The sequence below is a fragment of the Burkholderia sp. HI2714 genome (assembly GCF_002223085.1).
In the GTDB taxonomy this organism is placed as follows: Bacteria; Pseudomonadota; Gammaproteobacteria; order Burkholderiales; family Burkholderiaceae; genus Burkholderia; species Burkholderia lata_D.
This window is the reverse complement of sequence record NZ_NKFM01000018.1, coordinates 134,623-154,579: the sequence shown is the minus strand read 5'-3', so window position 1 is coordinate 154,579 and position 19,957 is coordinate 134,623. Positions and strand designations below refer to the sequence as shown.

General features: G+C 64.6%; 20 protein-coding genes and 1 tRNA gene. 4 read left to right on the top strand and 17 right to left on the bottom strand.

All coding sequences use genetic code 11. The annotated features are described in order from the left end of the window. Positions 1 to 85 precede the first annotated feature (85 nt). The 4 genes from pheS to infC form a co-directional block, all read right to left on the bottom strand. On the bottom strand, positions 86 to 1,099 hold the full coding sequence (gene pheS / locus CFB82_RS08145) for a phenylalanine--tRNA ligase subunit alpha (protein WP_006486107.1): 1,014 nt from the start codon (positions 1,097 to 1,099) through the stop codon (positions 86 to 88). A 148-nt stretch (positions 1,100 to 1,247) separates the two neighbouring features. Next, complete coding sequence (rplT, locus tag CFB82_RS08140) at positions 1,248 to 1,607, bottom strand: 50S ribosomal protein L20 (RefSeq protein WP_004192938.1); 360 nt, start codon at positions 1,605 to 1,607, stop codon at positions 1,248 to 1,250. Positions 1,608 to 1,636: 29 nt separating this feature from the next. Continuing rightward, the gene (gene rpmI / locus CFB82_RS08135; protein WP_004191477.1) at positions 1,637 to 1,834 is read right to left on the bottom strand and encodes a 50S ribosomal protein L35; all 198 of its coding nucleotides are present in this window, start codon (positions 1,832 to 1,834) and stop codon (positions 1,637 to 1,639) included. A gap of 189 nt (positions 1,835 to 2,023) precedes the next feature. Next, positions 2,024 to 2,488, bottom strand: a complete 465-nt coding sequence (gene infC, locus CFB82_RS08130) for a translation initiation factor IF-3 (RefSeq protein WP_217443260.1) — start codon at positions 2,486 to 2,488, stop codon at positions 2,024 to 2,026. On the opposite strand from infC, the gene CFB82_RS43925 reads away from it, so the two are divergent. Beyond that, entirely contained in the window at positions 2,387 to 2,605 is a 219-nt protein-coding gene (locus tag CFB82_RS43925; RefSeq protein WP_256990307.1) for a hypothetical protein, read from the top strand. The two genes, infC and CFB82_RS43925, sit on opposite strands and share 102 nt — an antisense overlap. Here the strand turns inward: CFB82_RS43925 and thrS are convergent. The 7 genes from thrS to CFB82_RS08090 all read right to left on the bottom strand — a co-directional run bounded on the left by thrS (position 2,598) and on the right by CFB82_RS08090 (position 10,092). Continuing rightward, the gene (gene thrS / locus CFB82_RS08125) at positions 2,598 to 4,505 is read right to left on the bottom strand and encodes a threonine--tRNA ligase (RefSeq protein WP_069247806.1); all 1,908 of its coding nucleotides are present in this window, start codon (positions 4,503 to 4,505) and stop codon (positions 2,598 to 2,600) included. The two genes, CFB82_RS43925 and thrS, sit on opposite strands and share 8 nt — an antisense overlap. 271 nt (positions 4,506 to 4,776) lie before the next feature. Next, positions 4,777 to 4,853 (bottom strand) — tRNA-Val (locus CFB82_RS08115). Between the two features lie 87 nt (positions 4,854 to 4,940). After that, a complete protein-coding gene (locus CFB82_RS08110; RefSeq protein WP_089483866.1) occupies positions 4,941 to 7,175 on the bottom strand; it encodes a RelA/SpoT family protein in 2,235 nt (744 codons plus the stop codon). A gap of 39 nt (positions 7,176 to 7,214) precedes the next feature. Then, positions 7,215 to 7,568, bottom strand: coding sequence for a RidA family protein (locus CFB82_RS08105; protein WP_027784253.1), 354 nt, complete (start codon positions 7,566 to 7,568; stop codon positions 7,215 to 7,217). Positions 7,569 to 7,648: 80 nt separating this feature from the next. Further along, positions 7,649 to 8,545 (bottom strand): alpha/beta fold hydrolase, encoded by an 897-nt coding sequence (locus tag CFB82_RS08100; RefSeq protein ID WP_089483865.1) that lies wholly within the window; start codon positions 8,543 to 8,545, stop codon positions 7,649 to 7,651. A gap of 199 nt (positions 8,546 to 8,744) precedes the next feature. Continuing rightward, complete coding sequence (locus CFB82_RS08095; protein WP_089439875.1) at positions 8,745 to 9,386, bottom strand: CoA transferase subunit B; 642 nt, start codon at positions 9,384 to 9,386, stop codon at positions 8,745 to 8,747. A gap of 1 nt (position 9,387) precedes the next feature. Then, positions 9,388 to 10,092: a CoA transferase subunit A gene (locus tag CFB82_RS08090; RefSeq protein ID WP_069247801.1), complete on the bottom strand. Its 705-nt coding sequence runs from the start codon at positions 10,090 to 10,092 to the stop codon at positions 9,388 to 9,390. Between the two features lie 223 nt (positions 10,093 to 10,315). Between CFB82_RS08090 and CFB82_RS08085 the strand changes: the two genes are divergently transcribed. Further along, positions 10,316 to 10,861 (top strand): LuxR C-terminal-related transcriptional regulator, encoded by a 546-nt coding sequence (locus tag CFB82_RS08085; protein ID WP_069247800.1) that lies wholly within the window; start codon positions 10,316 to 10,318, stop codon positions 10,859 to 10,861. A gap of 112 nt (positions 10,862 to 10,973) precedes the next feature. Here CFB82_RS08085 and CFB82_RS08080 read toward each other — a convergent pair whose 3' ends face one another. Next, a complete protein-coding gene (locus CFB82_RS08080) occupies positions 10,974 to 11,405 on the bottom strand; it encodes an acyl-CoA thioesterase (protein WP_069247799.1) in 432 nt (143 codons plus the stop codon). 32 nt (positions 11,406 to 11,437) lie between these two features. Further along, positions 11,438 to 12,220 (bottom strand): SDR family oxidoreductase, encoded by a 783-nt coding sequence (locus CFB82_RS08075; RefSeq protein ID WP_011351770.1) that lies wholly within the window; start codon positions 12,218 to 12,220, stop codon positions 11,438 to 11,440. A 178-nt stretch (positions 12,221 to 12,398) separates the two neighbouring features. Between CFB82_RS08075 and CFB82_RS08070 the strand changes: the two genes are divergently transcribed. Then, on the top strand, positions 12,399 to 14,072 hold the full coding sequence (locus tag CFB82_RS08070; RefSeq protein ID WP_089460963.1) for an electron transfer flavoprotein-ubiquinone oxidoreductase: 1,674 nt from the start codon (positions 12,399 to 12,401) through the stop codon (positions 14,070 to 14,072). 136 nt (positions 14,073 to 14,208) lie between these two features. On the opposite strand, the gene aroC is transcribed toward CFB82_RS08070, so the two are convergent. The 3 genes from aroC to CFB82_RS08055 all read right to left on the bottom strand — a co-directional run bounded on the left by aroC (position 14,209) and on the right by CFB82_RS08055 (position 18,101). Then, positions 14,209 to 15,309: a chorismate synthase gene (gene aroC, locus CFB82_RS08065; protein WP_069247797.1), complete on the bottom strand. Its 1,101-nt coding sequence runs from the start codon at positions 15,307 to 15,309 to the stop codon at positions 14,209 to 14,211. A gap of 262 nt (positions 15,310 to 15,571) precedes the next feature. Beyond that, positions 15,572 to 17,506 carry an MFS transporter gene (locus CFB82_RS08060; RefSeq protein WP_089483864.1) on the bottom strand — a complete coding sequence of 645 codons (1,935 nt, stop codon included), beginning with the start codon at positions 17,504 to 17,506 and terminating at the stop codon, positions 15,572 to 15,574. A 139-nt stretch (positions 17,507 to 17,645) separates the two neighbouring features. After that, entirely contained in the window at positions 17,646 to 18,101 is a 456-nt protein-coding gene (locus tag CFB82_RS08055) for a CBS domain-containing protein (RefSeq protein ID WP_006755543.1), read from the bottom strand. A gap of 157 nt (positions 18,102 to 18,258) precedes the next feature. Here CFB82_RS08055 and CFB82_RS08050 point away from each other — a divergent pair, with 157 nt between their 5' ends. Beyond that, positions 18,259 to 18,576: an Mpo1-like protein gene (locus tag CFB82_RS08050; RefSeq protein WP_039347312.1), complete on the top strand. Its 318-nt coding sequence runs from the start codon at positions 18,259 to 18,261 to the stop codon at positions 18,574 to 18,576. 18 nt (positions 18,577 to 18,594) lie between these two features. On the opposite strand, the gene CFB82_RS08045 is transcribed toward CFB82_RS08050, so the two are convergent. Next, complete coding sequence (locus CFB82_RS08045; protein ID WP_089483863.1) at positions 18,595 to 19,926, bottom strand: YihY family inner membrane protein; 1,332 nt, start codon at positions 19,924 to 19,926, stop codon at positions 18,595 to 18,597. Between the last annotated feature and the right edge of the window lie 31 nt (positions 19,927 to 19,957).

Here is a 19,957-nt window from a genome sequence, read left to right as displayed (position 1 = left end):
TTCGAAACAGGTTAGATCGACGCCCGGGCCCCGTCGGATCATCCGTCGGGGCGTGCACGGGCACAGGTCGGCGCGGCGCGCGGCGTTACGCGAACTGGCGCAGGAAACGCAGGTCGTTCTCGAAGAACAGCCGGAGATCCTGGACGCCGTAGCGCAGCATCGTCAGGCGTTCGAGGCCGCTGCCGAACGCAAAGCCGATGTAGCGCTCGGGATCGAGGCCCATGTTGCGAATCACGGTCGGATGCACCTGCCCCGAACCGGAGATCTCGAGCCACTTGCCGGCGTTCTTGCCTTGCTCGAACATCATGTCGATCTCGGCCGACGGTTCCGTGAACGGGAAATACGACGGACGGAAGCGCACGAGGATGTCGTCGCGCTCGAAGAATTTTTTCAGGAAGTCGGTATAGACGCCCTTGAGGTCGGCGAAGCTGATGTTTTCGTCGATCCACAGCCCCTCGACCTGATTGAACATCGGCGAGTGGGTCGCATCGCTGTCGACGCGATACGTGCGGCCCGGCGCGATCACCTTGATCGGCGGACGGTTCATGCGCGCGTAACGCACCTGCATCGGGCTCGTGTGCGTGCGCAACAGCAGCTGGCGGCCGTCGGCATCCTTGCCTTCGACGTAGAAGGTGTCCTGCATCGAACGCGCCGGATGGTTCTCCGGGCTGTTCAGCGACGTGAAGTTGTACCAGTCCGTCTCGATTTCGGGGCCGTCGGCCACATCGAAGCCGATCGAGCCGAAAATCTGTTCGACACGCTCCCACGTGCGCATCACGGGGTGCAGGCTGCCTGCACCGGCGCCGCGGCCCGGCAACGTCACGTCGATCGCTTCGGCAGTGAGGCGCTGATTCAGCAGCGCGTCGGCCAGCGCCTGACGGCGTGCGGTCAGCGCGGCTTCAACCTGCTGCTTCGCGACGTTGATGCGTGCGCCTTCGGTCTTGCGTGCTTCGGGATCGAGCTTGCCGAGGCCCTTCAGCAACTCGGTCAGCGCACCCGATTTGCCGAGAAATCGTGCTTTCTCGTTTTCGAGCGTGGTGATGTCGGCAGCCTGTTCGAAGGACTGCTGCGCGTCGGCGACAATCTGGTCCAGATCCATAGATCCCATCATTTCCAACGTCATTCGGTCTTGGCGAGCGAAATCGCCCACCAAACAAAAAAGGGGCTCGGAAGAGCCCCGTTTTCGCTGCAGCGGCCGAGACTACCGGAACCTCGCTGCAACTAACCACGCAGTGCTAATTTCGCAATTAGGCTGCAACGGCGGCTTTCACCTGCTTGACGATCGCAGCAAAAGCAGCCTTGTCGAACACCGCCATGTCGGCCAGAACCTTACGGTCGAGTTCGATCGACGCCTTCTTCAGGCCGTTGATGAACACGCTGTAGGTCATGTCGTGCTGGCGAACTGCCGCGTTGATACGCGTGATCCACAGTGCGCGGAACACACGCTTCTTGTTGCGGCGATCGCGGTACGCGTACTGACCAGCGCGCATCACCGCCTGCTTGGCGATGCGGTAGACGTTATTGCGGCGGCCGCGATAACCCTTGGCCAGGTTGATGATCTTCTTGTGGCGGGCCCGTGCGGTTACCCCACGTTTGACTCGAGGCATGTTTCTCTCCTTAGAGTATCAGTTAGGGGTTACGCGAACGGCAGCATCGCGCGGACGGAGTTCAGATCGGAATCATGAACTGCCGTTGCGCCGCGCAGGTGACGCTTGTTCTTCGTGGTTTTCTTGGTCAGGATGTGACGCTTGAAGGCTTGACCGCGCTTGACGGTACCGCCCGGACGCACCACGAAGCGCTTTGCAGCACTCTTCTTGGTCTTCATCTTAGGCATGACGAACAACTCCAGTTTATTAGATGGCGATGGGTGTGCGGTTGGCTTGCGCCCTTGACCCGCCCTTCGAAACCCAGTCCACTTGTGTACGGCGAACCGCTTGCGCAGCCACCGTCATTGTTGGCGCGCCGCCCTGACCGGGCAACGCGCCGAACCTCTGCGAACCTGCGCGCGACGCGCGCGGGCCCGTTACTTCTTTTTCTTCGGCGAGAGCACCATGATCATCTGGCGCCCTTCCATCTTCGGCATCTGCTCGACCTGGCCGACTTCCTCGAGATCCGTGCGCAGACGCTCGAGCATCCGCATACCGATTTCCTGGTGAGCCATTTCGCGGCCGCGGAAACGCAACGTGATCTTCGTCTTGTCGCCTTCTTCGAGGAAGCGCACGAGATTGCGGAGCTTGACGTTGTAGTCACCGTCATCGGTACCCGGGCGGAACTTGACTTCCTTGACCTGGATGACCTTCTGCTTCAGCTTCGCTTCGTGCTGCTTCTTCGACTCCTGGTACTTGAACTTGCCGTAATCCATCAGACGGCAAACCGGGGGAACCGCTTGCGGCGCGATTTCCACCAGGTCAACATCCAGTTCTTCCGATTTACGGAAAGCATCAGCGAGTTTTACGATACCGAGCGGTTCGTTCTCGATCCCGACCAGGCGCACTTCCGGCGCAGTGATTTCACCGTTGATGCGGTGCGACGACTTATCAGTAGCGATGTTACGTTTCCTCTAAAAATTAAAAAAACGAGCCGCGCTGCCAGGGCGGTTACTTGAACGAGCGCAGGTCTTCCTGCAGACGCTCAACGAAGGCTTCGACCGGCATCACGCCAAGATCGACGCCGCCACGGGCACGCACGGCTACCGTTTGCGCATCACGCTCCTTGTCCCCCACGACGAGGAGATAAGGCACCTTTTCCAGCGTGTGCTCGCGTATTTTATAGCTAATCTTCTCATTGCGCAAATCGGCCGTCACTCTAACCCCTTGTTTTTGCAACGATTGGGCCAGAGATTGCGCATATTCGGCCTGACTTTCGGCGATATTGAGCACAACTGCCTGGAACGGCGCGAGCCAGGCAGGCATCGCACCAGCGTGGTGCTCGATCAAAATGCCGAGGAAACGCTCCATCGAACCGACGATCGCACGGTGCAACATCACCGGACGGCGGCGGCTGCTGTCATCCGCGACATACTCAGCGCCGAGGCGCTCCGGCAGGACCATGTCGAGCTGCAGCGTGCCGCACTGCCACGAACGGCCGAGCGCATCCTTGATGTGGTACTCGATCTTCGGACCGTAGAACGCCCCTTCACCCGGCAGCTCTTCCCACGTGAGGCCGCACGCCGTCAGCGCGTCGCGCAGGCCCTGCTCGGCGCGATCCCAGGTCTCGTCCGTACCCGCGCGTTGCTCCGGGCGCAGCGACAGCTTGATGTCGATGTGATCGAAACCGAAGTCCTTGTACACGCTCATCGCCAGCGTGTTGAACGCGATCGATTCCGAGATGAACTGGTCTTCCGTACAGAAAATGTGCGCATCGTCCTGCACGAAGCCGCGCACGCGCATCAGGCCGTGCAGCGCGCCCGACGCCTCGTTGCGGTGGCACGAACCGAATTCCGCGTAACGCAGCGGCAGGTCGCGGTACGAGCGCAGGCCGTGCTTGAACACCTGGACATGGCCCGGGCAGTTCATCGGCTTGATCGCGTAGTCGCGCTTCTCCGACTCCGTCGTGAACATGTTCTCGCGGTAGTTCTGCCAGTGACCCGACGCTTCCCACAGCGAGCGGTCCATGATCATCGGCGTCTTGATCTCGAGGTAGCCGGCTTCGTTCACGCGGCGGCGCATGTACTGCTCGACCTGCTGCCACAGCGCCCAGCCCTTCGGATGCCAGAACACCATGCCCGGCGACTCTTCCTGCATGTGGAACAGGTCGAGCTGCTTGCCGAGCTTGCGGTGGTCGCGCTTTTCCGCTTCCTCGAGCATGTGCAGGTACTGGTCCTGGTCTTCCTTCTTCGTCCAGGCCGTGCCGTAGATGCGCTGCAGCTGCTCGTTCTTCGAATCGCCGCGCCAGTACGCGCCGGCGACCTTCATCAGCTTGAAGACCTTCAGCTTGCCGGTGGACGGCACGTGCGGGCCACGGCACAGATCGGTAAAGCCGCCGTGCGAATACAGCTTGATTTCGTCGCTTTGCGGAATCGATTCGATGATCTCGGCCTTGTACTTCTCGCCGATGCTGCGGAAGTAGCCCGCCGCTTCGTCACGCGACACGACACGACGCGTCACGGGCTCGTCCTTCTTCACGAGCTCCTGCATGCGCTTTTCGATCTTCTCCAGATCTTCGGGCGTAAACGGACGGTTGTACGAGAAGTCGTAATAGAAGCCGTTGTCGATCACCGGGCCGATCGTCACCTGCGCGTCCGGATACAGCTCCTTCACCGCGTACGCGAGCAAGTGCGCCGTCGAGTGACGGATGATGTCGAGGCCGTCGGCATCCTTGTCGGTCACGATCGCGAGCGACGCGTCGCGGTCGATCACGGCCGACGTATCGACGAGCTCGCCATCGAGCTTGCCACCAAGCGCAGCCTTCGCAAGGCCGGGACCGATCGAGGCTGCAACCTCGGCAACTGTCACCGGATGCTCGTATTGTCGAACTGAGCCGTCAGGCAAGCGTATCGAAACCATAGCAATCTCCGTGATGCCGACAGTGGGCGGCAGACCAGGTACGCGATATAAAAATCACGCGGGAAAATGTCGCGACAAAAAAAATGCGGCCCCGCTTTCGAGGGGCCGCATTCGATACTTCACTCAAACTGAAAGGGCGAAAGGGTTCCTCGACTAGCGTCGCTCCGAAAAAGTTTCGGTCAACGTTCGCGGTGTCATAACCGTATTCGCCTTGTTCGCGTTGAGTTATTTGCTGCATCGAACACCCGGAGACCGGGCATTCTCAATTCGTTGGTAGGCTCGATTGGACTCGAACCAACGACCCCCACCATGTCAAGGTGGTGCTCTAACCAGCTGAGCTACGAGCCTAGTGAAGCTAAGATTATATGGAGCCGTTACCCGCTTGGCAAGTATTTTTATGCGGTCGCAGCAAAATAACGGTGTTCGATCCCCACATCATGCCTTCCGCCCCGCCCGCACGACGCCCTGCACCTCACCCAGCAACGTGCACGCGCGCTGCACCTGCGCCGAGTTCGACACTTCGACCGTGAACTGCATGAATGCCGCATTGCGGCGGCTCTGCGTCTTCACGCCGACGACGTTCATCTTCTCGCGCGCGAACACTTCGGAGATGTCGCGCAGCAGCCCTTGCCGGTCGCTCGCCTCGATCATCAGGTCGACCGGATACACGGACGCACCGCGCCCGCCGAGCACGTCGGCCGACCAGGTCGTCTGCAGCACGCGTTCCGGCGCACGCTCGACCATCCGGCGGAACGTCGGGCAATCGGTGCGGTGGATCGACATTCCCTTGCCGCGCGTGACGAAACCGCTGATCGGATCGGGCGGCGCCGGACGGCAGCAGCGCGCCAGCTGGGTCAGCAGCGCGTCAACGCCCACGACCAGCACACCGGTCGACGCGCCATGCGCCACGCTGGCGCCGCTGCTGCGCTTTTCGAAATCGGCAGGCGCCTCGGGCGCCGGTTCGGGCGGCGGCGCGTCGGACAGCGCGTGCTCGACATTGCGCAGACTGAACTCTTCCTTGCCGACGACCGAGAACAGCTCCTCGGGCGACTTGAAGCCGAGCTTCGCGGCGAGATTATCCAGGCTGACCGACGTCCTGCCCTCGCGTTGCAGCGTCTTTTCGACGAGCGCGCGGCCATGCGCGACGTTTTCTTCCTGCTCGATCGAGTTGAACCACGCCCGCACCTTCTGACGGGCGCGCGGGCTCTTCATATAGCCGAGCTGCAAGTTCAGCCAGTCGCGCGACGGCCCGCCCTCCTTCACCGCGACGATCTCGACCGTCTGGCCGTTTGCGAGCGGCGTATTGAGCGGCACCATCGCGCCGTCGACGCGTGCGCCACGGCAGCGATGCCCAAGCTCGCTGTGCAGGTGGTACGCGAAATCGACCGGCGTCGCGCCCTGCGGCAACGCGATCACGCGCGCCTGCGGCGTCAGCACGTAGATGTGATCGTCGTCGAGCGACGTCTCGCGCAATTGCGCCCACGCCTTGTCGCCCGACTTTTCCGCGCCGTCCTCGACGTCATCCTTCCACGCGAGCAGCTGGCGCAGCCATGCAATCTTCTCGTCGTACTTGTCGCTTGCCGAGAACTGGCCGCCGTAGCCACGCGCGCCGGCTTCCTTGTAGCGCCAGTGAGCGGCGACGCCATACTCGGCGAAGCGGTGCATCTCCTGCGTGCGGATCTGCACTTCGAACGCGCGGCCGTCGTCGCCGATCACGACCGTGTGCAGCGACTTGTAGCCGTTCGGCTTCGGCCGCGAGATGTAGTCGTCGAATTCCTTCGGCACCGGCTGCCACAGGTGATGCACGATGCCGAGCACCGCGTAGCAATCCTTGATGTCCGGCACGATCACGCGAAACGCGCGCACGTCGTACAGCTCGGAGAAGTCGAGTTCCTTGCCGCGCATCTTGCGCCAGATGCTGTAGATGTGCTTCGGCCGGCCGCTCACGTCGGCCTGGATGTGCGCATCCGCCAGCTCCTGCTGCAACCGGTCGATCGCCTGCGTGACGTACGCTTCGCGCTCGATGCGCTTCTCGTCGAGCAGCTTCGCGATCCGCTTGTAGGTGACGGGATCCTCGAAGCGGAACGCGAGATCCTCGAGCTCCCACTTCAGTTGCCAGATGCCGAGACGGTTCGCGAGCGGCGCATAGATCTCGAGCGTCTCGCGCGCGACGTCGGGCGGCGGGTCGATCTTCGCGGCCGCATAGTAGCGCAGCGACTGCAAGCGCGACGCGAGCCGGATCAGCACCACGCGGATGTCTTGCGCGAACGCAAGCAGCATCTTGCGCAGCGCCTCGATCTGCGTGCGCCGCTCTTCGGCCGCATCGCGCCCCGCGTCGGACCCCGCGTTCTGCGCGGCGCGCAGGCTGACGGTACCGAGCCGCAACAGTTTGCGCACGTCGGACACGAGCCGCGCCACTTCGTCGCCAAAACGCTCGGTGAGCTCACGCTCGGGGTCGCTCAGGTGCGGCGTCAGCACGAACAGCGCGGCCGCCTGCATCGCGGACGGATCGACGTTCAGCGTGCGCATGATCGACGCCGTGCCCGCCGAGTGATCGGCAAGCAGTTCGCCCGACGACAGGCGCACGTCGCCGGCCCGCTCGCGCACGAACGCGAGCACGTCGTCGAACGACGGCGCCGCGACGGGGGATGCGGAAACGGACTCGGTCATTGCTCGGCCTGGCGGAATGCGATCATCGTCGGGTTACGTTCAGCTCCGCTGCGCAGCGACGACCACGATCTCGACGAGCAGCGCGGGATCCGCGAGCTTCGCCTCGACGGTGGCGCGCGGCGGCGTGTTGCCCTGCGCGACCCATGCGTCCCACTCCGCATTCATGCCTTCGAAGTTCGCCAGATCCGAGATGTAGATCTGCACCGACAGCAGATGCGCCTTGTCGCTGTTCGCTTCGGCGAGCAGGCGATCGATGTGGCCGAGCACTTCGCGCGTCTGGCCCCTGATGTCCTGTGTGGTGTCTTCGGCGATCTGGCCGGCCAGATACACGGTACCGTTGTGGATCGCGGTTTCGGAGAGACGGGCCCCGACGTGGTGACGAATGACTGCCATGGAATGTTCCGGTCGTAAGTGGATGGAGATTCGGGCGGCGGCACGGCCCGCGTGCCGCTGAACCGCATATTATGACGCGTTTATGCGCCGCCTTCGACGAAAAACCGCCGCGCGAGGGCAATCTGGCTTGCGTCGATGAACGCCGGCGCGTGGCCCGCCCCTGGGATCTCGGCATGCGTCACATGCCGGCCGCGACGCTCCATGTCGGCCACCGTCTCGCGCGACAGCAGGTCGGACACCTCGCCTCGCACGACGAGCAGCGACGCGTTCGTCGTCTCGATCGCGTGCCACAGCGCGGCCTCACCGAGCGCCGCCAATTCGGGCGTCGTCGCCTTGAACGGTTCGGCGATGCGCGGATCGTAGCGGATCGTCCAGCCCCCTTCGGGCAGTTCACGCAGCAGCGGCCCGTTGATCTCGCGCCACTCGTCGGCGGTCAGCGCACCGAACGGCAGCGACAGCGACGTCAGATAGTCGATGCCCTCCTGCCGGGTCGCAAAGCGCGGCTGCACGCCGAGATATTCGCCGATGCGCGTCAGCGAATCGGGTTCGATGCGCGGGCCGACGTCGTTGATGATCATCCGGCGCAGCGGCGAACCCGGCAGCCCCGCGAACGCCATGCCGATCAACCCGCCCATCGACGTGCCGAACCAGTCGACCGATTCGACGTCGAGCCGCGCGATCAGCGTCACCATGTCGGACACGTATTGCGGGATCGCATAGAGCCGCGGATCGGCCAGCCAGTCCGACTGGCCGCGCCCGACCACATCGGGGCAGACGACGCGATACGTATCGGACAGCGCCGCGGCGAGCCGGTCGAAATCGCGCCCCGAACGGGTCAGCCCATGCACGCAGACCAGCACGCGCGGGTTGGCGGGATCGCCCCACTCGGTGTAGGCGACGTGGTGAAGGCCGGCAGCACTCGCGCACTGCACACGCCGCTGGCGAGGAACCTGGGAATTCGCTGGGGTCGTTGGCATCGTTGGCATCCTGTCGAACGGGGGCGACGCGCGGGGCAACGCTTGCGACGCCCGATGCAAACGATTGTAAACCGCTTCAGCCGCACGGGTCCGCTCGCCGGGCACCCGACAATCGGCCCGACGGAGGACACCATGACAAACGCCCCGCATGCCGTCGTCCGGCATGCGGGGCGTCGAAGCCGCGCCGACGCGCGGAACCTTATGCGACCGCGCTGACGTCGAGCGGCGCGCCCGTCTTCGCCTGAATCTCGTCGACGCTCACGCCGTCGGCGAGTTCAAGAACCTTCAGGCCGGACGGCGTCACTTCGATCACACCGAGATCGGTGATGATCAGGTCGACCACGCCGACACCCGTCAACGGCAGGTTGCATTCCTCGAGGATCTTGTGCTGGTCGCCCTTCGCGACATGCTCCATCAGCACGACCACGCGCTTCACGCCGGCGACGAGATCCATCGCGCCGCCCATCCCCTTGATCATCTTGCCGGGGATCATCCAGTTCGCGAGGTCGCCCTGCTTGCTGACCTGCATCGCGCCGAGGATCGCGAGGTTGATATGGCCGCCGCGAATCATCGCGAACGAATCGGCCGACGAGAAGATCGACGAACCCGGCAGCGTCGTGACGGTCTGCTTGCCGGCGTTGATGAGATCGGCGTCGACTTCGTCTTCGGTCGGCGACGGGCCGATGCCGAGCAGGCCGTTCTCCGACTGCAGCCACACCTCGACGCCTTCCGGCACGTGGTTCGCCACGAGCGTCGGCAAGCCGATGCCGAGGTTCACGTAGAAGCCGTCCTGCAATTCCTTCGCCGCGCGCGCGGCCATCTGGTCACGATTCCAGGCCATGTCAGTCTCCTTTCGCGCGTACGACGCGTTGTTCGATGCGTTTTTCGGGCGTCGCGTTCAGCACGATGCGCTGCACGAAAATCCCCGGCGTATGGATGTGGTCCGGATCGAGCGCGCCGTTCTCGACGATCTCCTCGACCTCGGCGACGGTGATCTTGCCGGCCATCGCACACATCGGGTTGAAGTTGCGCGCGGTGCGGCGAAAGATCAGGTTGCCGGACTTGTCGGCCTTCCAGGCCTTCACGAGCGCGACATCGGCCGTCAGCGACGGCTCGAGCACGTAGTGGCGATCGCCGAACTGGCGCGTTTCCTTGCCTTCCGCGATCACGGTGCCGTAGCCCGTGTTCGTGAAGAACGCCGGGATGCCCGCACCGCCCGCGCGCAGCTTCTCGGCGAGCGTGCCTTGCGGCGTGAATTCGAGCTCGAGTTCGCCGGCCAGGTACTGGCGCTCGAACTCCTTGTTCTCGCCGACGTACGACGAGATCATCTTCTTGATCTGGCGCGTTTCCAGCAGCAGGCCGAGGCCGAAACCGTCGACGCCCGCGTTGTTGCTGATGCAGGTGATGCCCTTGACGGCCGAATCGCGCAACGCCGCGATCAGCGCCTCGGGAATTCCGCACAGGCCGAAGCCGCCCACCGCGAAGGTCTGTCCGTCACGGACGATCCCTTCCAGCGCGGCAGCCGCGCTTGGATAGACTTTGTTCATCAGTTGTCCCTTCCTCTATGGAAACCAGCGAAACCGGTTCACGCGCCCACGTGGCCCGCAAGCCCGCCGCATCATTCTATGCATGCACGGCGATACCTGCGTCGAGGCGCGCTGTTTTTATATCGCGGCAAACCGCCACGAGATGCCTGAAAGGGTACGATGCGGCGCGGATGCGGCACAATACGCAAAAATACATAAGCGTTTGCCTCCGCTTGCCCGCGCCATGCCCGCTCTCGATTACCAGACCGCCTTCCTCCTCGCACCGCTCGGCCTCGTCCTGTCGCGCGACCGCGTGATCGAGGACTGCAACGACGCGCTCGCGTCGATCTTCCGCTGCGTGCGCGCCGACCTGATCGGGAAATCTTACGAGGTGCTCTACCCGTCGACGGACGAATTCCAGCGCATCGGCGAACGCATCGCGCGCGTGATGGCCGCGAACGGCATCTACTCGGATGACAGAATCATGAAACGGGCGGACGGCGAGCTGTTCTGGTGCCACGTCACCGGCCGCGCGATCGACCGCACCGCGCCCCTTGCGGCGGGCGTGTGGACCTTCGAGGATCTGAGCGCGACGCGCCGGGTCGCCGTCGAACTGACCCCCCGCGAGCGCGAGATCGCCGCGCAGCTCGCGACCGGCAAGACCAGCAAGCAGATCGGGCGCGTGCTCGACATCAGCTCGCGCACGGTCGATATCTATCGCGCACGGCTGATGCGCAAGTACGGGACCAACAATACGCCGGAGCTGCTGCAGCGCCTGCTCGGGCAGTGAATGACGGCGCCCGGATGACAATCGGCCGCACATGGCGGCCGATTCGGTAAACAACGGATATGGCGTGCCGCCCCGGCGACCTTGTGCCGGCCCGGACTCGCCGACTCGACGCTCAGCCGACCTTCGCCGCGAGCGCGCGCTCGATCGTGTCGCGCAGCAACTGGGGCAGCGGCACCGACTTGCCGAGCGCGTAGTCGACCCATACGCAGCGCGCATTGCCGCGCGCATAGACATGCTGCGGATCGTCGGCGCGCGTCAGCTCGAAACCCGTGTCGAAGCTGCTCCGGCCGGGTTTCGCAGCCGACATCTTCGCGATCACGTCGCCCGGATAGTGCAGCTGCTTGAGAAATTCCATCGACGCCGTGACGATGACGGGCCCCTGCCCCTCGCCGTTGCCGCCGGCAATGCCGAGTTCCTCGAACCACGAGATCCGCGCCTGCTCCATGTAGCGGAAATAGACCGTGTTGTTCACATGGCCGAACGCGTCCATGTCGCCCCAGCGGATCGGCATCGACATCTCAAAAACGGGGGAATAATCGCTCATTGCAGTCTTCTTTGTTGCTGAATGTCATCCGCTCAGGCGAGGCCGAAGCCGTCGTCGGCGGAGATAATCGAGCCATTGATGAACTGCGACTCGTCGGCCGCGAGCAGCAACAACAGCCCGTCGAGATCCTGCGGCTTGCCGACGCGCCGGCGCGGCAGCATCGACTGCAGCTTCTGGCCCTGCTCGGTTTCCCACAGGTAATGATTGATTTCGGTATCGATATAACCCGGACAGATCGCGTTGACGTTGATCCCGTGGCGCCCCCATTCGAGCGCCATCGCACGCGTCATCTGCACGACCGCGGCCTTGCTCATCGCGTACAGCCCGATCTGCGGAAACACGCGCAGCCCGGCCACCGACGCGATGTTGATGATCCGGCACGGCGGCTTGCCGTTGCCGCTTCCGTTCGCGCGCATGATCATCCGCTTCGCGACTTCCTGTGCGACGAAAAATGCGCCGCGCGTGTTGGTGTCGAACACGAACTCGAAATCCGCCGGCGTCACGTCGACGAGCTTCTGCATCGTCGAGACGCCCGAATTGTTCACGAGGATGTCGATCGTACCGGCTTCCGTCTCCGCGTGCGCGACCGCCGCCTTGATGCTCTGGACGTCGGTGACGTCGAGCGACACGACGTGCGCGGCGCCACCCGCCGCCTCGATCTCGGCACGCAACTCCTTCAGGCGCTCGACCCGACGGCTCGCGAGCACGACCTTCGCACCGGCCTGCGACAGCACCTGCGCAAAGCGCTGCCCGAGGCCGCTCGACGCGCCCGTGACCAGCGCAACCTTGCCTTCCAGATTGATCGACCGACCCATTTGCACTTCCCCTTTCGATGTCGTTTCGCCGCCACGGGCAGCACGGCCCGAGCGGCATTACCCTAGCACGAAAATAGAACGATCGTGCTAATCTAGCCGCATGCTGTTGCGGCAAGCGTTTCGTTTCGCAGACAATACGCTCCCGAATAAAAGCATTCTAACGGTTAGAGGAACGCCAATGACCCCCGCAAGCCTCATCGAGCAATACGGCCCGCGCGAATCGATGGAATACGACGTCGTGATCGTCGGCGGCGGCCCCGCCGGGCTGTCGGCGGCGATCCGGCTCAAGCAGCTGGCCGCCGAGAAAGGCACCGAAATCGGCGTGTGCGTGCTCGAGAAGGGCTCCGAGATCGGCGCGCACATCCTGTCGGGCGCGGTGATGGACCCGCGCGCGATCACCGAGCTGTTCCCCGACTGGAAGGAACGCGGCGCGCCGCTCGACGTCGAGGTGACGGAAGACCGCTTCCTGTTCCTGTCCGAGAAGAGCGCAGTCACCACGCCGAACTGGGCATTGCCCGCCAACTTCCAGAACCACGGCAACTACGTGATTTCGCTGGGCAACGTCACGCGCTGGCTTGGGGCCCAGGCCGAAGCGCTGGGCGTCGAGATCTTTCCGGGCTTCCCGGCTGCCGAAATCCTGTACAACGACGACGGCTCGGTGAAAGGCGTCGCGACCGGCAACATGGGCGTAGGCAAGGACGGCGAGCCGACCGAGAACTTCCAGCTCGGCATGGAACTGCACGCGAAATACACGCTGTTCGCCGAAGGCTGTCGTGGCCACCTCGGCCGCCAGCTGATCTCGAAGTTCAAGCTCGACGCGAACGCGGATCCGCAGGCCTACGGGATCGGCATCAAGGAACTGTGGGAAATCGATCCCGCGAAGCACAAGCCGGGCCTCGTGATCCACACGGCCGGCTGGCCGCTGAAGTCGGACACCTACGGCGGCTCGTTCCTGTATCACATGGACAACAACCAGGTCGTGGTCGGCTTCGTGGTGGGCCTCGGCTACACGAACCCGTACCTGTCGCCGTTCGAGGAATTCCAGCGCTACAAGACGCATCCGTCGATCCGCGCGTTCCTGGAAGGCGGCAAGCGCGTGTCGTACGGCGCGCGCGCGATCACGGCCGGCGGGCTGCTGTCGCTGCCGAAGACGGTATTCCCGGGCGGCGCGCTGATCGGCGACGACGCGGGCTTCCTGAACGCGTCGCGGATCAAGGGCAGCCACGCGGCGATCAAGACCGGCATGCTGGCCGCCGACGCGGCATTTGACGCGGTGCAGGCCGGCCGTCAGTCGGACGAGCTCAACGCGTACCCGGATGCCTTCAAGCAGTCGTGGCTGTACACGGAGCTGTACCGCGCGCGCAACTTCAAGCAGTGGATGGCCAAGGGGCTGTACCTCGGCACGCTGATGGTCGGGCTCGAGCAGAAGGTGATGGGCGGCAACGTACCGTGGACGCTGCACCACAAGCATGCGGATCACGAGATGCTGAAGCCGGCGTCGCAATGCCAGCCGATCGAGTATCCGAAGCCGGACGGCAAGCTGACGTTCGACCGACTGTCGTCGGTGTTCATCTCGAACACGAACCACGAAGAGAACCAGCCGGCGCACCTGACGCTGAAGGATGCGAACGTGCCGGTGAACGTGAACCTGCGCACGTACGCGGGGCCGGAGGGGCGCTTCTGCCCGGCGGCCGTGTACGAATTCGTGAAGAACGACGACGGCAGTGACCGCCTGGTGATCAACGCGCAGAACTGCGTGCACTGCAAGACCTGCGACATCAAGGACCCGACGCAGAACATCGTGTGGGTCACGCCGGAAGGCGGCGGCGGGCCGAACTACCCGAACATGTAATTGCCGGAACGCGCCGCCACGAGCGGCGCGTTGTTTGGCTGCCGCAAACGAAACGGGGCGCCGCATCAAGCAGCGCCCCGTTTTGCATGCTCCGCGCAACGGCCGGGCGAGACGCGCAGCGCCCCGCCCGCTTGCGTCAGGTCGCGCTGCCCGCGATCTTCGGCGTCGTCGTCTCGACGTCCCCGCACTGCGCGCGATGGCGCAGCGCATGATCGATCAGCACCAGCGCGAGCATCGACTCGGCGATCGGCGTCGCGCGAATGCCGACACACGGATCGTGACGGCCGAACGTTTCCACCGTCGCTTCCTCGCCGGCCTTCGTAATCGAACGACGCGGCGTGCGGATGCTCGACGTCGGCTTGATCGCGATCGACACGGTGATGTCCTGCCCGGTCGAAATCCCGCCGAGCACGCCGCCCGCATGGTTGCCGACGAAGCCGGCCGGCGTCAGCTCATCGCCATGCACCGAGCCGCGCTGCGCGACGCTGTCGAAGCCCGCGCCGATCTCGACGCCCTTCACCGCGTTGATGCTCATCATCGCCTTTGCGATGTCCGCATCGAGACGGTCGAACACCGGCTCGCCCCAGCCGACCGGCACGCCCGATGCGACGACGTCGATGCGCGCGCCGATCGAATCGCCATCCTTGCGCAGCGCATCCATGTACGCCTCGAGCTCCGGCACGACGGCCGCATTCGGCGAGAAGAACGGATTCTCGTGCACGTGCGACCAGTCGACGAACGGCACGTCGATCTCGCCGAGGCCGCTCATGTAGCCGCGCACCTCGACGCCGAAGCGCTCGCGCAGCCACTTCTTCGCGACCGCACCCGCGCCGACGATCGGCGCGGTCAGCCGTGCGGACGAGCGGCCGCCGCCGCGATAGTCGCGGATGCCGTATTTCTGCCAGTAGGTGTAGTCGGCGTGGCCGGGGCGGAACGTCTCGACGATGTTGCCGTAGTCCTTGCTGCGCTGGTCGGTGTTGCGGATCAGCAGCGCGATCGGCGTACCGGTCGTCACGCCTTCGAACACGCCCGACAGGATCTCGACCTCGTCGGCCTCCTGCCGCTGCGTCACGTGGCGCGACGTGCCAGGCTTGCGGCGATCGAGTTCGACCTGGATGTCGGCTTCGGTCAGCCCCATTCCCGGCGGGCAGCCGTCGATCACGCAGCCGATCGCGGGACCGTGCGATTCGCCGAAGGTCGTGACAGTGAAAAGCGTGCCGAGGGTATTGCCGGACATGATGGAACCGCCCAAAGAGAAATGGACAAACCGATGCGCTGCCCAGGCCGCAGGCAGGTCGATCGTTTGCCGGTCGAGAAAAGAGGTAAGCCGCTATTATGCCAGCCGTCCCGGGCACGCGGGCCGTGTGAACCGTTCGGACCATACCGGCCTGGCACGGGAACGGCCCGGGCGACGATTGCGGACCCGCACCGTTCCGGTCGAACGGGCCCGTTCACGGCGGCCATGACGGCCCGGGGCGACGCCGCCGGGCCCGCCCCGCCTACTTCCGCGCGCCGCGCAGTTCGGTGACTGCCGCCTGAAGCGCTTCGGGCGTCGCGACCGACGCCGGGATCGGCTCGCCGACCGCCAGCGTCAGCCGGCTCATTACGCCGCGCTTGATGGGCCGCGGCATCCGCGCATCGGAATGCCGCGAAAAATAGCTGCCCCACAGCCCGCGCAGCGCCATCGGGATCACCGGCGCCGGCGTGCGACCCAGGATCTCCGTGATGCCATGGTGGAACGTGTTGATGTCGCCCGTCTTCGTCAGCTTGCCTTCCGGGAAGATGCACACGAGTTCGCCTTCCTTCAGCGCGGCCTCGCATGCGTCGTACGCACGCGCGAGCATCGCGGGATCCTCGTGGCGCGGCGCGATCGGGATCGCCTTCGCATGCCGGAACACCCAGCTCGCGAAGCGCGTCTTGAAGATCCGGTGGTCCATCACGAAACGGATCGGGCGCGGGCTCGCGGCGGCCAGCACGAGCGCATCGACATAACTGACGTGGTTGCACACGAGCACGGCCGCCCCTTCCGCCGGAATCCGCTCCGCGTGCACGAGGCGAATCCGGTAGAACGTATGCACGAGCACCCATGCGATGAAGCGCAGCAGGAACTCGGGCACGAGCAGATAGATATACGCGGCGACGATCACGTTCAGCAGCGCGGTGACGAGGAACAGCCCCGGGATATCGACGCCGGCCTTGGTCAGCCCCATCGCCATCACGGCCGACAGGATCATGAACAGTGCGTTCAGGATGTTGTTCGCGGCGATGATCCGCGCACGGTGCGTCGGCGCGCTGCGGCTCTGGATCAGCGCGTACAGCGGCACGCTGTAGAAGCCGCCGAACATCGCGAGCAGGAACAGGTCCGCCAGGATGCGCCAGTGGCGCGCACCGGCCAGGAATTCGCCGACCGACAGCAGATGGCCGGGCGACGGCAGTGCGTGGCTCGCGAAATACAGCTCGATCGCGAACACGCTGATGCCGATCGAGCCGAGCGGCACGAGGCCGATCTCGACCCGCCGCTGCGACAGCCGTTCGCACAGCAGCGAGCCGAGGCCGATGCCGACCGAGAACGTCGCGAGCAGGATCGTGACGACGTCGGGGCTTGCGGACAGCACGTCCTTCGCGAAATTGAAGAACGACGTGAGGAACGTCGCGCCGACGAACCACAGCCACGAGATGCCGAGCAGGCTCAGGAACACGGTGCGGTTCTGCCGGGCGAGCCCGAGGTTGCGCCAGGTCTCGCTGACCGGATTCCAGTTGATCACGAGATCGGGCTGCGGCGCCGGCGTGGACGGCACGCGCTGCGCGACGAACCGCCCCGCGAGCGCGATGACGACGACGCTCACCGCGAGCACGCGCTCGCCGTTGCCCTCGATGCCCGCGGCCGCGCCGCCGATGATCGTGCCGATCAGGATCGCGATGAACGTGCCCATCTCGACGAGGCCGTTGCCGCCGACCAGCTCGTGCTCACCGAGATGCTGCGGCAGGTACGAATACTTGACGGGCCCGAACAGCGTCGAGTGCATCCCCATCATGAACGTGCACAGATACAGCAGCGGCGCGCTGTGCGTAACGAAGCCAGCCGCGCCGACCAGCATCAGCACGATCTCGAACGATTTCACGAAGCGCGTGAGGGTTGCCTTGTCGTACTTGTCGGCGATCTGGCCGGACGTCGCCGAGAACAGCACGAACGGCAAGATGAAGATCGCGGAAATCAGGAAAGCCGCCGTCTTCGCATCGACGCCGGAGAACCGCGCGGTGTGATAGGTGACGAGCGACGTAAAGCCGATCTTGAAGACGTTGTCGTTCAGCGCGCCGAGGAACTGGGTCGTGAAGAACGGCGCGAAACGGCGCTCGCGCAGCAGGTCGAACTGCGACGCGTGCGCGTGCCGTTCGTCACGCCGCCTGGAAGTGGCTTGCGTTTGATCGCTCATGCGGAATACGCGCGCGCCGTCTGGGCAGCGCTGCGCGGGCCTCGTGTGGTCATTGAAAAAACGGCGGCGCAGGACAAGCCTGCGCCGCCGCGTGCCGGGTGGCGGCGCCCGCGCGTGACGGCGACGGGCGCGGCGGGGTTCACGACTTGTGCGCTTCGGCTTCCGATTCCGGCCAGTCGCGGATGTATGCCTTCAGCATCCGGTTCTCGAAGCTCTGCGCCTCGACGACCGTCTTCGCGACGTCGTAGAACGAAATGACGCCCATCAGCACCTTCTTGTCGAGCACCGGCATGTAGCGCGCATGGCGCTCGAGCATCATCCGGCGCACTTCGTTGACGTCCGTTTCCGGCGTGCACGTGAGCGGCTCGTCCATCACCTTGCGCACCTGCACGTCGCCGATCGCGCCGCCGTTCACGTGCAGGCGCAGGATGATCTCGCGGAACGTCAGCATCCCGACGAGATCGCCGTACTCCATCACGACGAGCGAACCGATGTCGTGTTCGGCCATCGTATCGACCGCTTCGCGCAGCGGCTTATCGGGCGTCACCGTAAACAGCGTGTTGCCCTTCACTTTCAGAATATCGCTGACGCGCATCGTAGTCCCCTCATGCTTGAATGCAAAACCTCTTTCGATCGTATCGGAAAGCCTGTCAAAAGGAAAGCGCGGGCCCGCGCGGCGGCCCGCCCCCGCTTGCGGAAGCGGACTGCCGGCAGCACAATGGCCCCATGAACAGCGGCCGGAGGAGACGTCCATGGCGCATACGCATTCGGAGCAATTCGCCAGCTTCGCCGATTTCTACCCGTATTACCTGAATGAACACCAGAACCGGACGTCGCGGCGGCTGCACTTCATCGGCTCGCTCGGCGTGATCGGCTGTGTCGCGATGGCGATCGCGACCGGCGACTGGCTGTGGCTGCCTGCAGCCATCGTCTGCGGCTACGGGTTCGCGTGGGTCGGACACTTCTTCTTCGAGAAGAACCGCCCGGCCACGTTCCGGCACCCGATCTACAGCCTGATGGGCGACTGGGTGATGTTCAAGGATATCTGTACGGGCAAGATCCCGTTGTAACGCGGCCGAGCACCCCGCTCACGCGGGCCGCGGCGGACGGGCATGCGGATCGGACACGCCGCCTGGCGCCTGTCCCGGGACGCCCGCCGGCTGTGCGCCGGCCAGCCGGTGCGCGGCGATCAGCGTCGCGAGCGACACGTCGAAGCGGTCGCTCGACAGCACCGCAAGCAGCGCCGCACCGTCGACGTGGCTGCGGCGCCGCTGCAGCTGGTAGGTGAGTTCCGTGCGGTCGATCACCAGCACGTCGAACAGCTGCGCAAGCGTCAGCTGCTCCGGATTCGCGAGCAGGATGTAGCGCGGCGTGGTTTCGCCGCCGCCGTCGAGCCGCGCAATCCACTCCCGCTCCTCCATCGTCGTCAGCAGGCGCTGGGCGGTTTCCATGTCGCAGCGCAGCATGGTCGCGAGCAGCATCGCCGTATAGCCGCGCTTGCCGGCCGTGCGCGCTTCGGCCAGCCGCGCGAGCATCTCCAGCGCGTCGAGCAGATCGCTGCCCGGATAGTGGATGCGGTGAAACTGGCCGACGCGAATCGCCGGCAGCGCGGAAGCCACCATCGCGCCGAGCAGCGCGATGAACCAGCTCAGGTACACCCATAACAGGAACACGGGCAGCGCCGCGAACGCGCCATAAACGGCCGTATAGGTCGGAATGCGCCGAACGTAGTAGCCGAAGCCGCGCTTCGCGAGCTCGAACGCGACGGCCGCGAACAGTCCGCCGATCACCGCGTCGCGCCATGCAACCGTGCAGTTCGGCAGGTACACGTACAGCAGCGTGAATGCGAGCACCGTCAACGGCAACGATACGAGCGCGAGCAGCCACTCGACGATCGATGTGGACGGCGCGGCGCCGGTAAATGCCAGCGACTGCGTGAACAGGTACGACGAGATCGACAGGCTCACGCCGAACAGCAGCGGGCCGAGCGTGATCAGCGCCCAGTACGCGAGCACGCGCTGCGCGAACGGCCGCGGCTTGCGCACCCGCCAGATCAGGTTGAAGGCCGACTCGATCGTCATCATCGTCATCACCGACGTGACGACGAGCACGATCAGGCCGGCCGTCGTCAGCCCCTTCGCCTTCGACGCGAACTGGTTCAGGTACTTGAAGATCTGGACGTTGAACTGCGCGGGCATCAGGTGATCCGCGAGGAACCCCTGCAGCGAGATCTGGAACGACGCGAACATCGGGAACGCGGTGAACAGCGCGAACGCGACCGTCACGAGCGGCACGAGCGCCAGCATCGTCGTGAACGTCAGGCTGCCCGCCACTTGCGGGATGCGATCCTCGGCGCTGCGCCGGGCCGCGAACTGCGCGAGGCGCTTGATGGTGTCGAGATCGACGCTCAACTTCGGCAAACGACTTCTCCTTCTTGATGCCGCGCGCCCG

What these genes read in the sequence shown, in the direction of transcription:
- pheS (WP_006486107.1), bottom strand. Translation starts at nt 1,099, where the DNA reads ATGGATCTGGACCAGATTGTCGCCGACGCGCAGCAGTCCTTCGAACAG.
- rplT (WP_004192938.1), bottom strand. Translation starts at nt 1,607, where the DNA reads ATGCCTCGAGTCAAACGTGGGGTAACCGCACGGGCCCGCCACAAGAAG.
- rpmI (WP_004191477.1), bottom strand. Translation starts at nt 1,834, where the DNA reads ATGCCTAAGATGAAGACCAAGAAGAGTGCTGCAAAGCGCTTCGTGGTG.
- thrS (WP_069247806.1), bottom strand. Translation starts at nt 4,505, where the DNA reads ATGGTTTCGATACGCTTGCCTGACGGCTCAGTTCGACAATACGAGCAT.
- CFB82_RS08110 (WP_089483866.1), bottom strand. Translation starts at nt 7,175, where the DNA reads ATGACCGAGTCCGTTTCCGCATCCCCCGTCGCGGCGCCGTCGTTCGAC.
- CFB82_RS08105 (WP_027784253.1), bottom strand. Translation starts at nt 7,568, where the DNA reads ATGGCAGTCATTCGTCACCACGTCGGGGCCCGTCTCTCCGAAACCGCG.
- CFB82_RS08100 (WP_089483865.1), bottom strand. Translation starts at nt 8,545, where the DNA reads ATGCCAACGACCCCAGCGAATTCCCAGGTTCCTCGCCAGCGGCGTGTG.
- CFB82_RS08095 (WP_089439875.1), bottom strand. Translation starts at nt 9,386, where the DNA reads ATGGCCTGGAATCGTGACCAGATGGCCGCGCGCGCGGCGAAGGAATTG.
- CFB82_RS08090 (WP_069247801.1), bottom strand. Translation starts at nt 10,092, where the DNA reads ATGAACAAAGTCTATCCAAGCGCGGCTGCCGCGCTGGAAGGGATCGTC.
- CFB82_RS08085 (WP_069247800.1), top strand. Translation starts at nt 10,316, where the DNA reads ATGCCCGCTCTCGATTACCAGACCGCCTTCCTCCTCGCACCGCTCGGC.
- CFB82_RS08080 (WP_069247799.1), bottom strand. Translation starts at nt 11,405, where the DNA reads ATGAGCGATTATTCCCCCGTTTTTGAGATGTCGATGCCGATCCGCTGG.
- CFB82_RS08075 (WP_011351770.1), bottom strand. Translation starts at nt 12,220, where the DNA reads ATGGGTCGGTCGATCAATCTGGAAGGCAAGGTTGCGCTGGTCACGGGC.
- CFB82_RS08070 (WP_089460963.1), top strand. Translation starts at nt 12,399, where the DNA reads ATGACCCCCGCAAGCCTCATCGAGCAATACGGCCCGCGCGAATCGATG.
- aroC (WP_069247797.1), bottom strand. Translation starts at nt 15,309, where the DNA reads ATGTCCGGCAATACCCTCGGCACGCTTTTCACTGTCACGACCTTCGGC.
- CFB82_RS08060 (WP_089483864.1), bottom strand. Translation starts at nt 17,506, where the DNA reads ATGAGCGATCAAACGCAAGCCACTTCCAGGCGGCGTGACGAACGGCAC.
- CFB82_RS08055 (WP_006755543.1), bottom strand. Translation starts at nt 18,101, where the DNA reads ATGCGCGTCAGCGATATTCTGAAAGTGAAGGGCAACACGCTGTTTACG.
- CFB82_RS08050 (WP_039347312.1), top strand. Translation starts at nt 18,259, where the DNA reads ATGGCGCATACGCATTCGGAGCAATTCGCCAGCTTCGCCGATTTCTAC.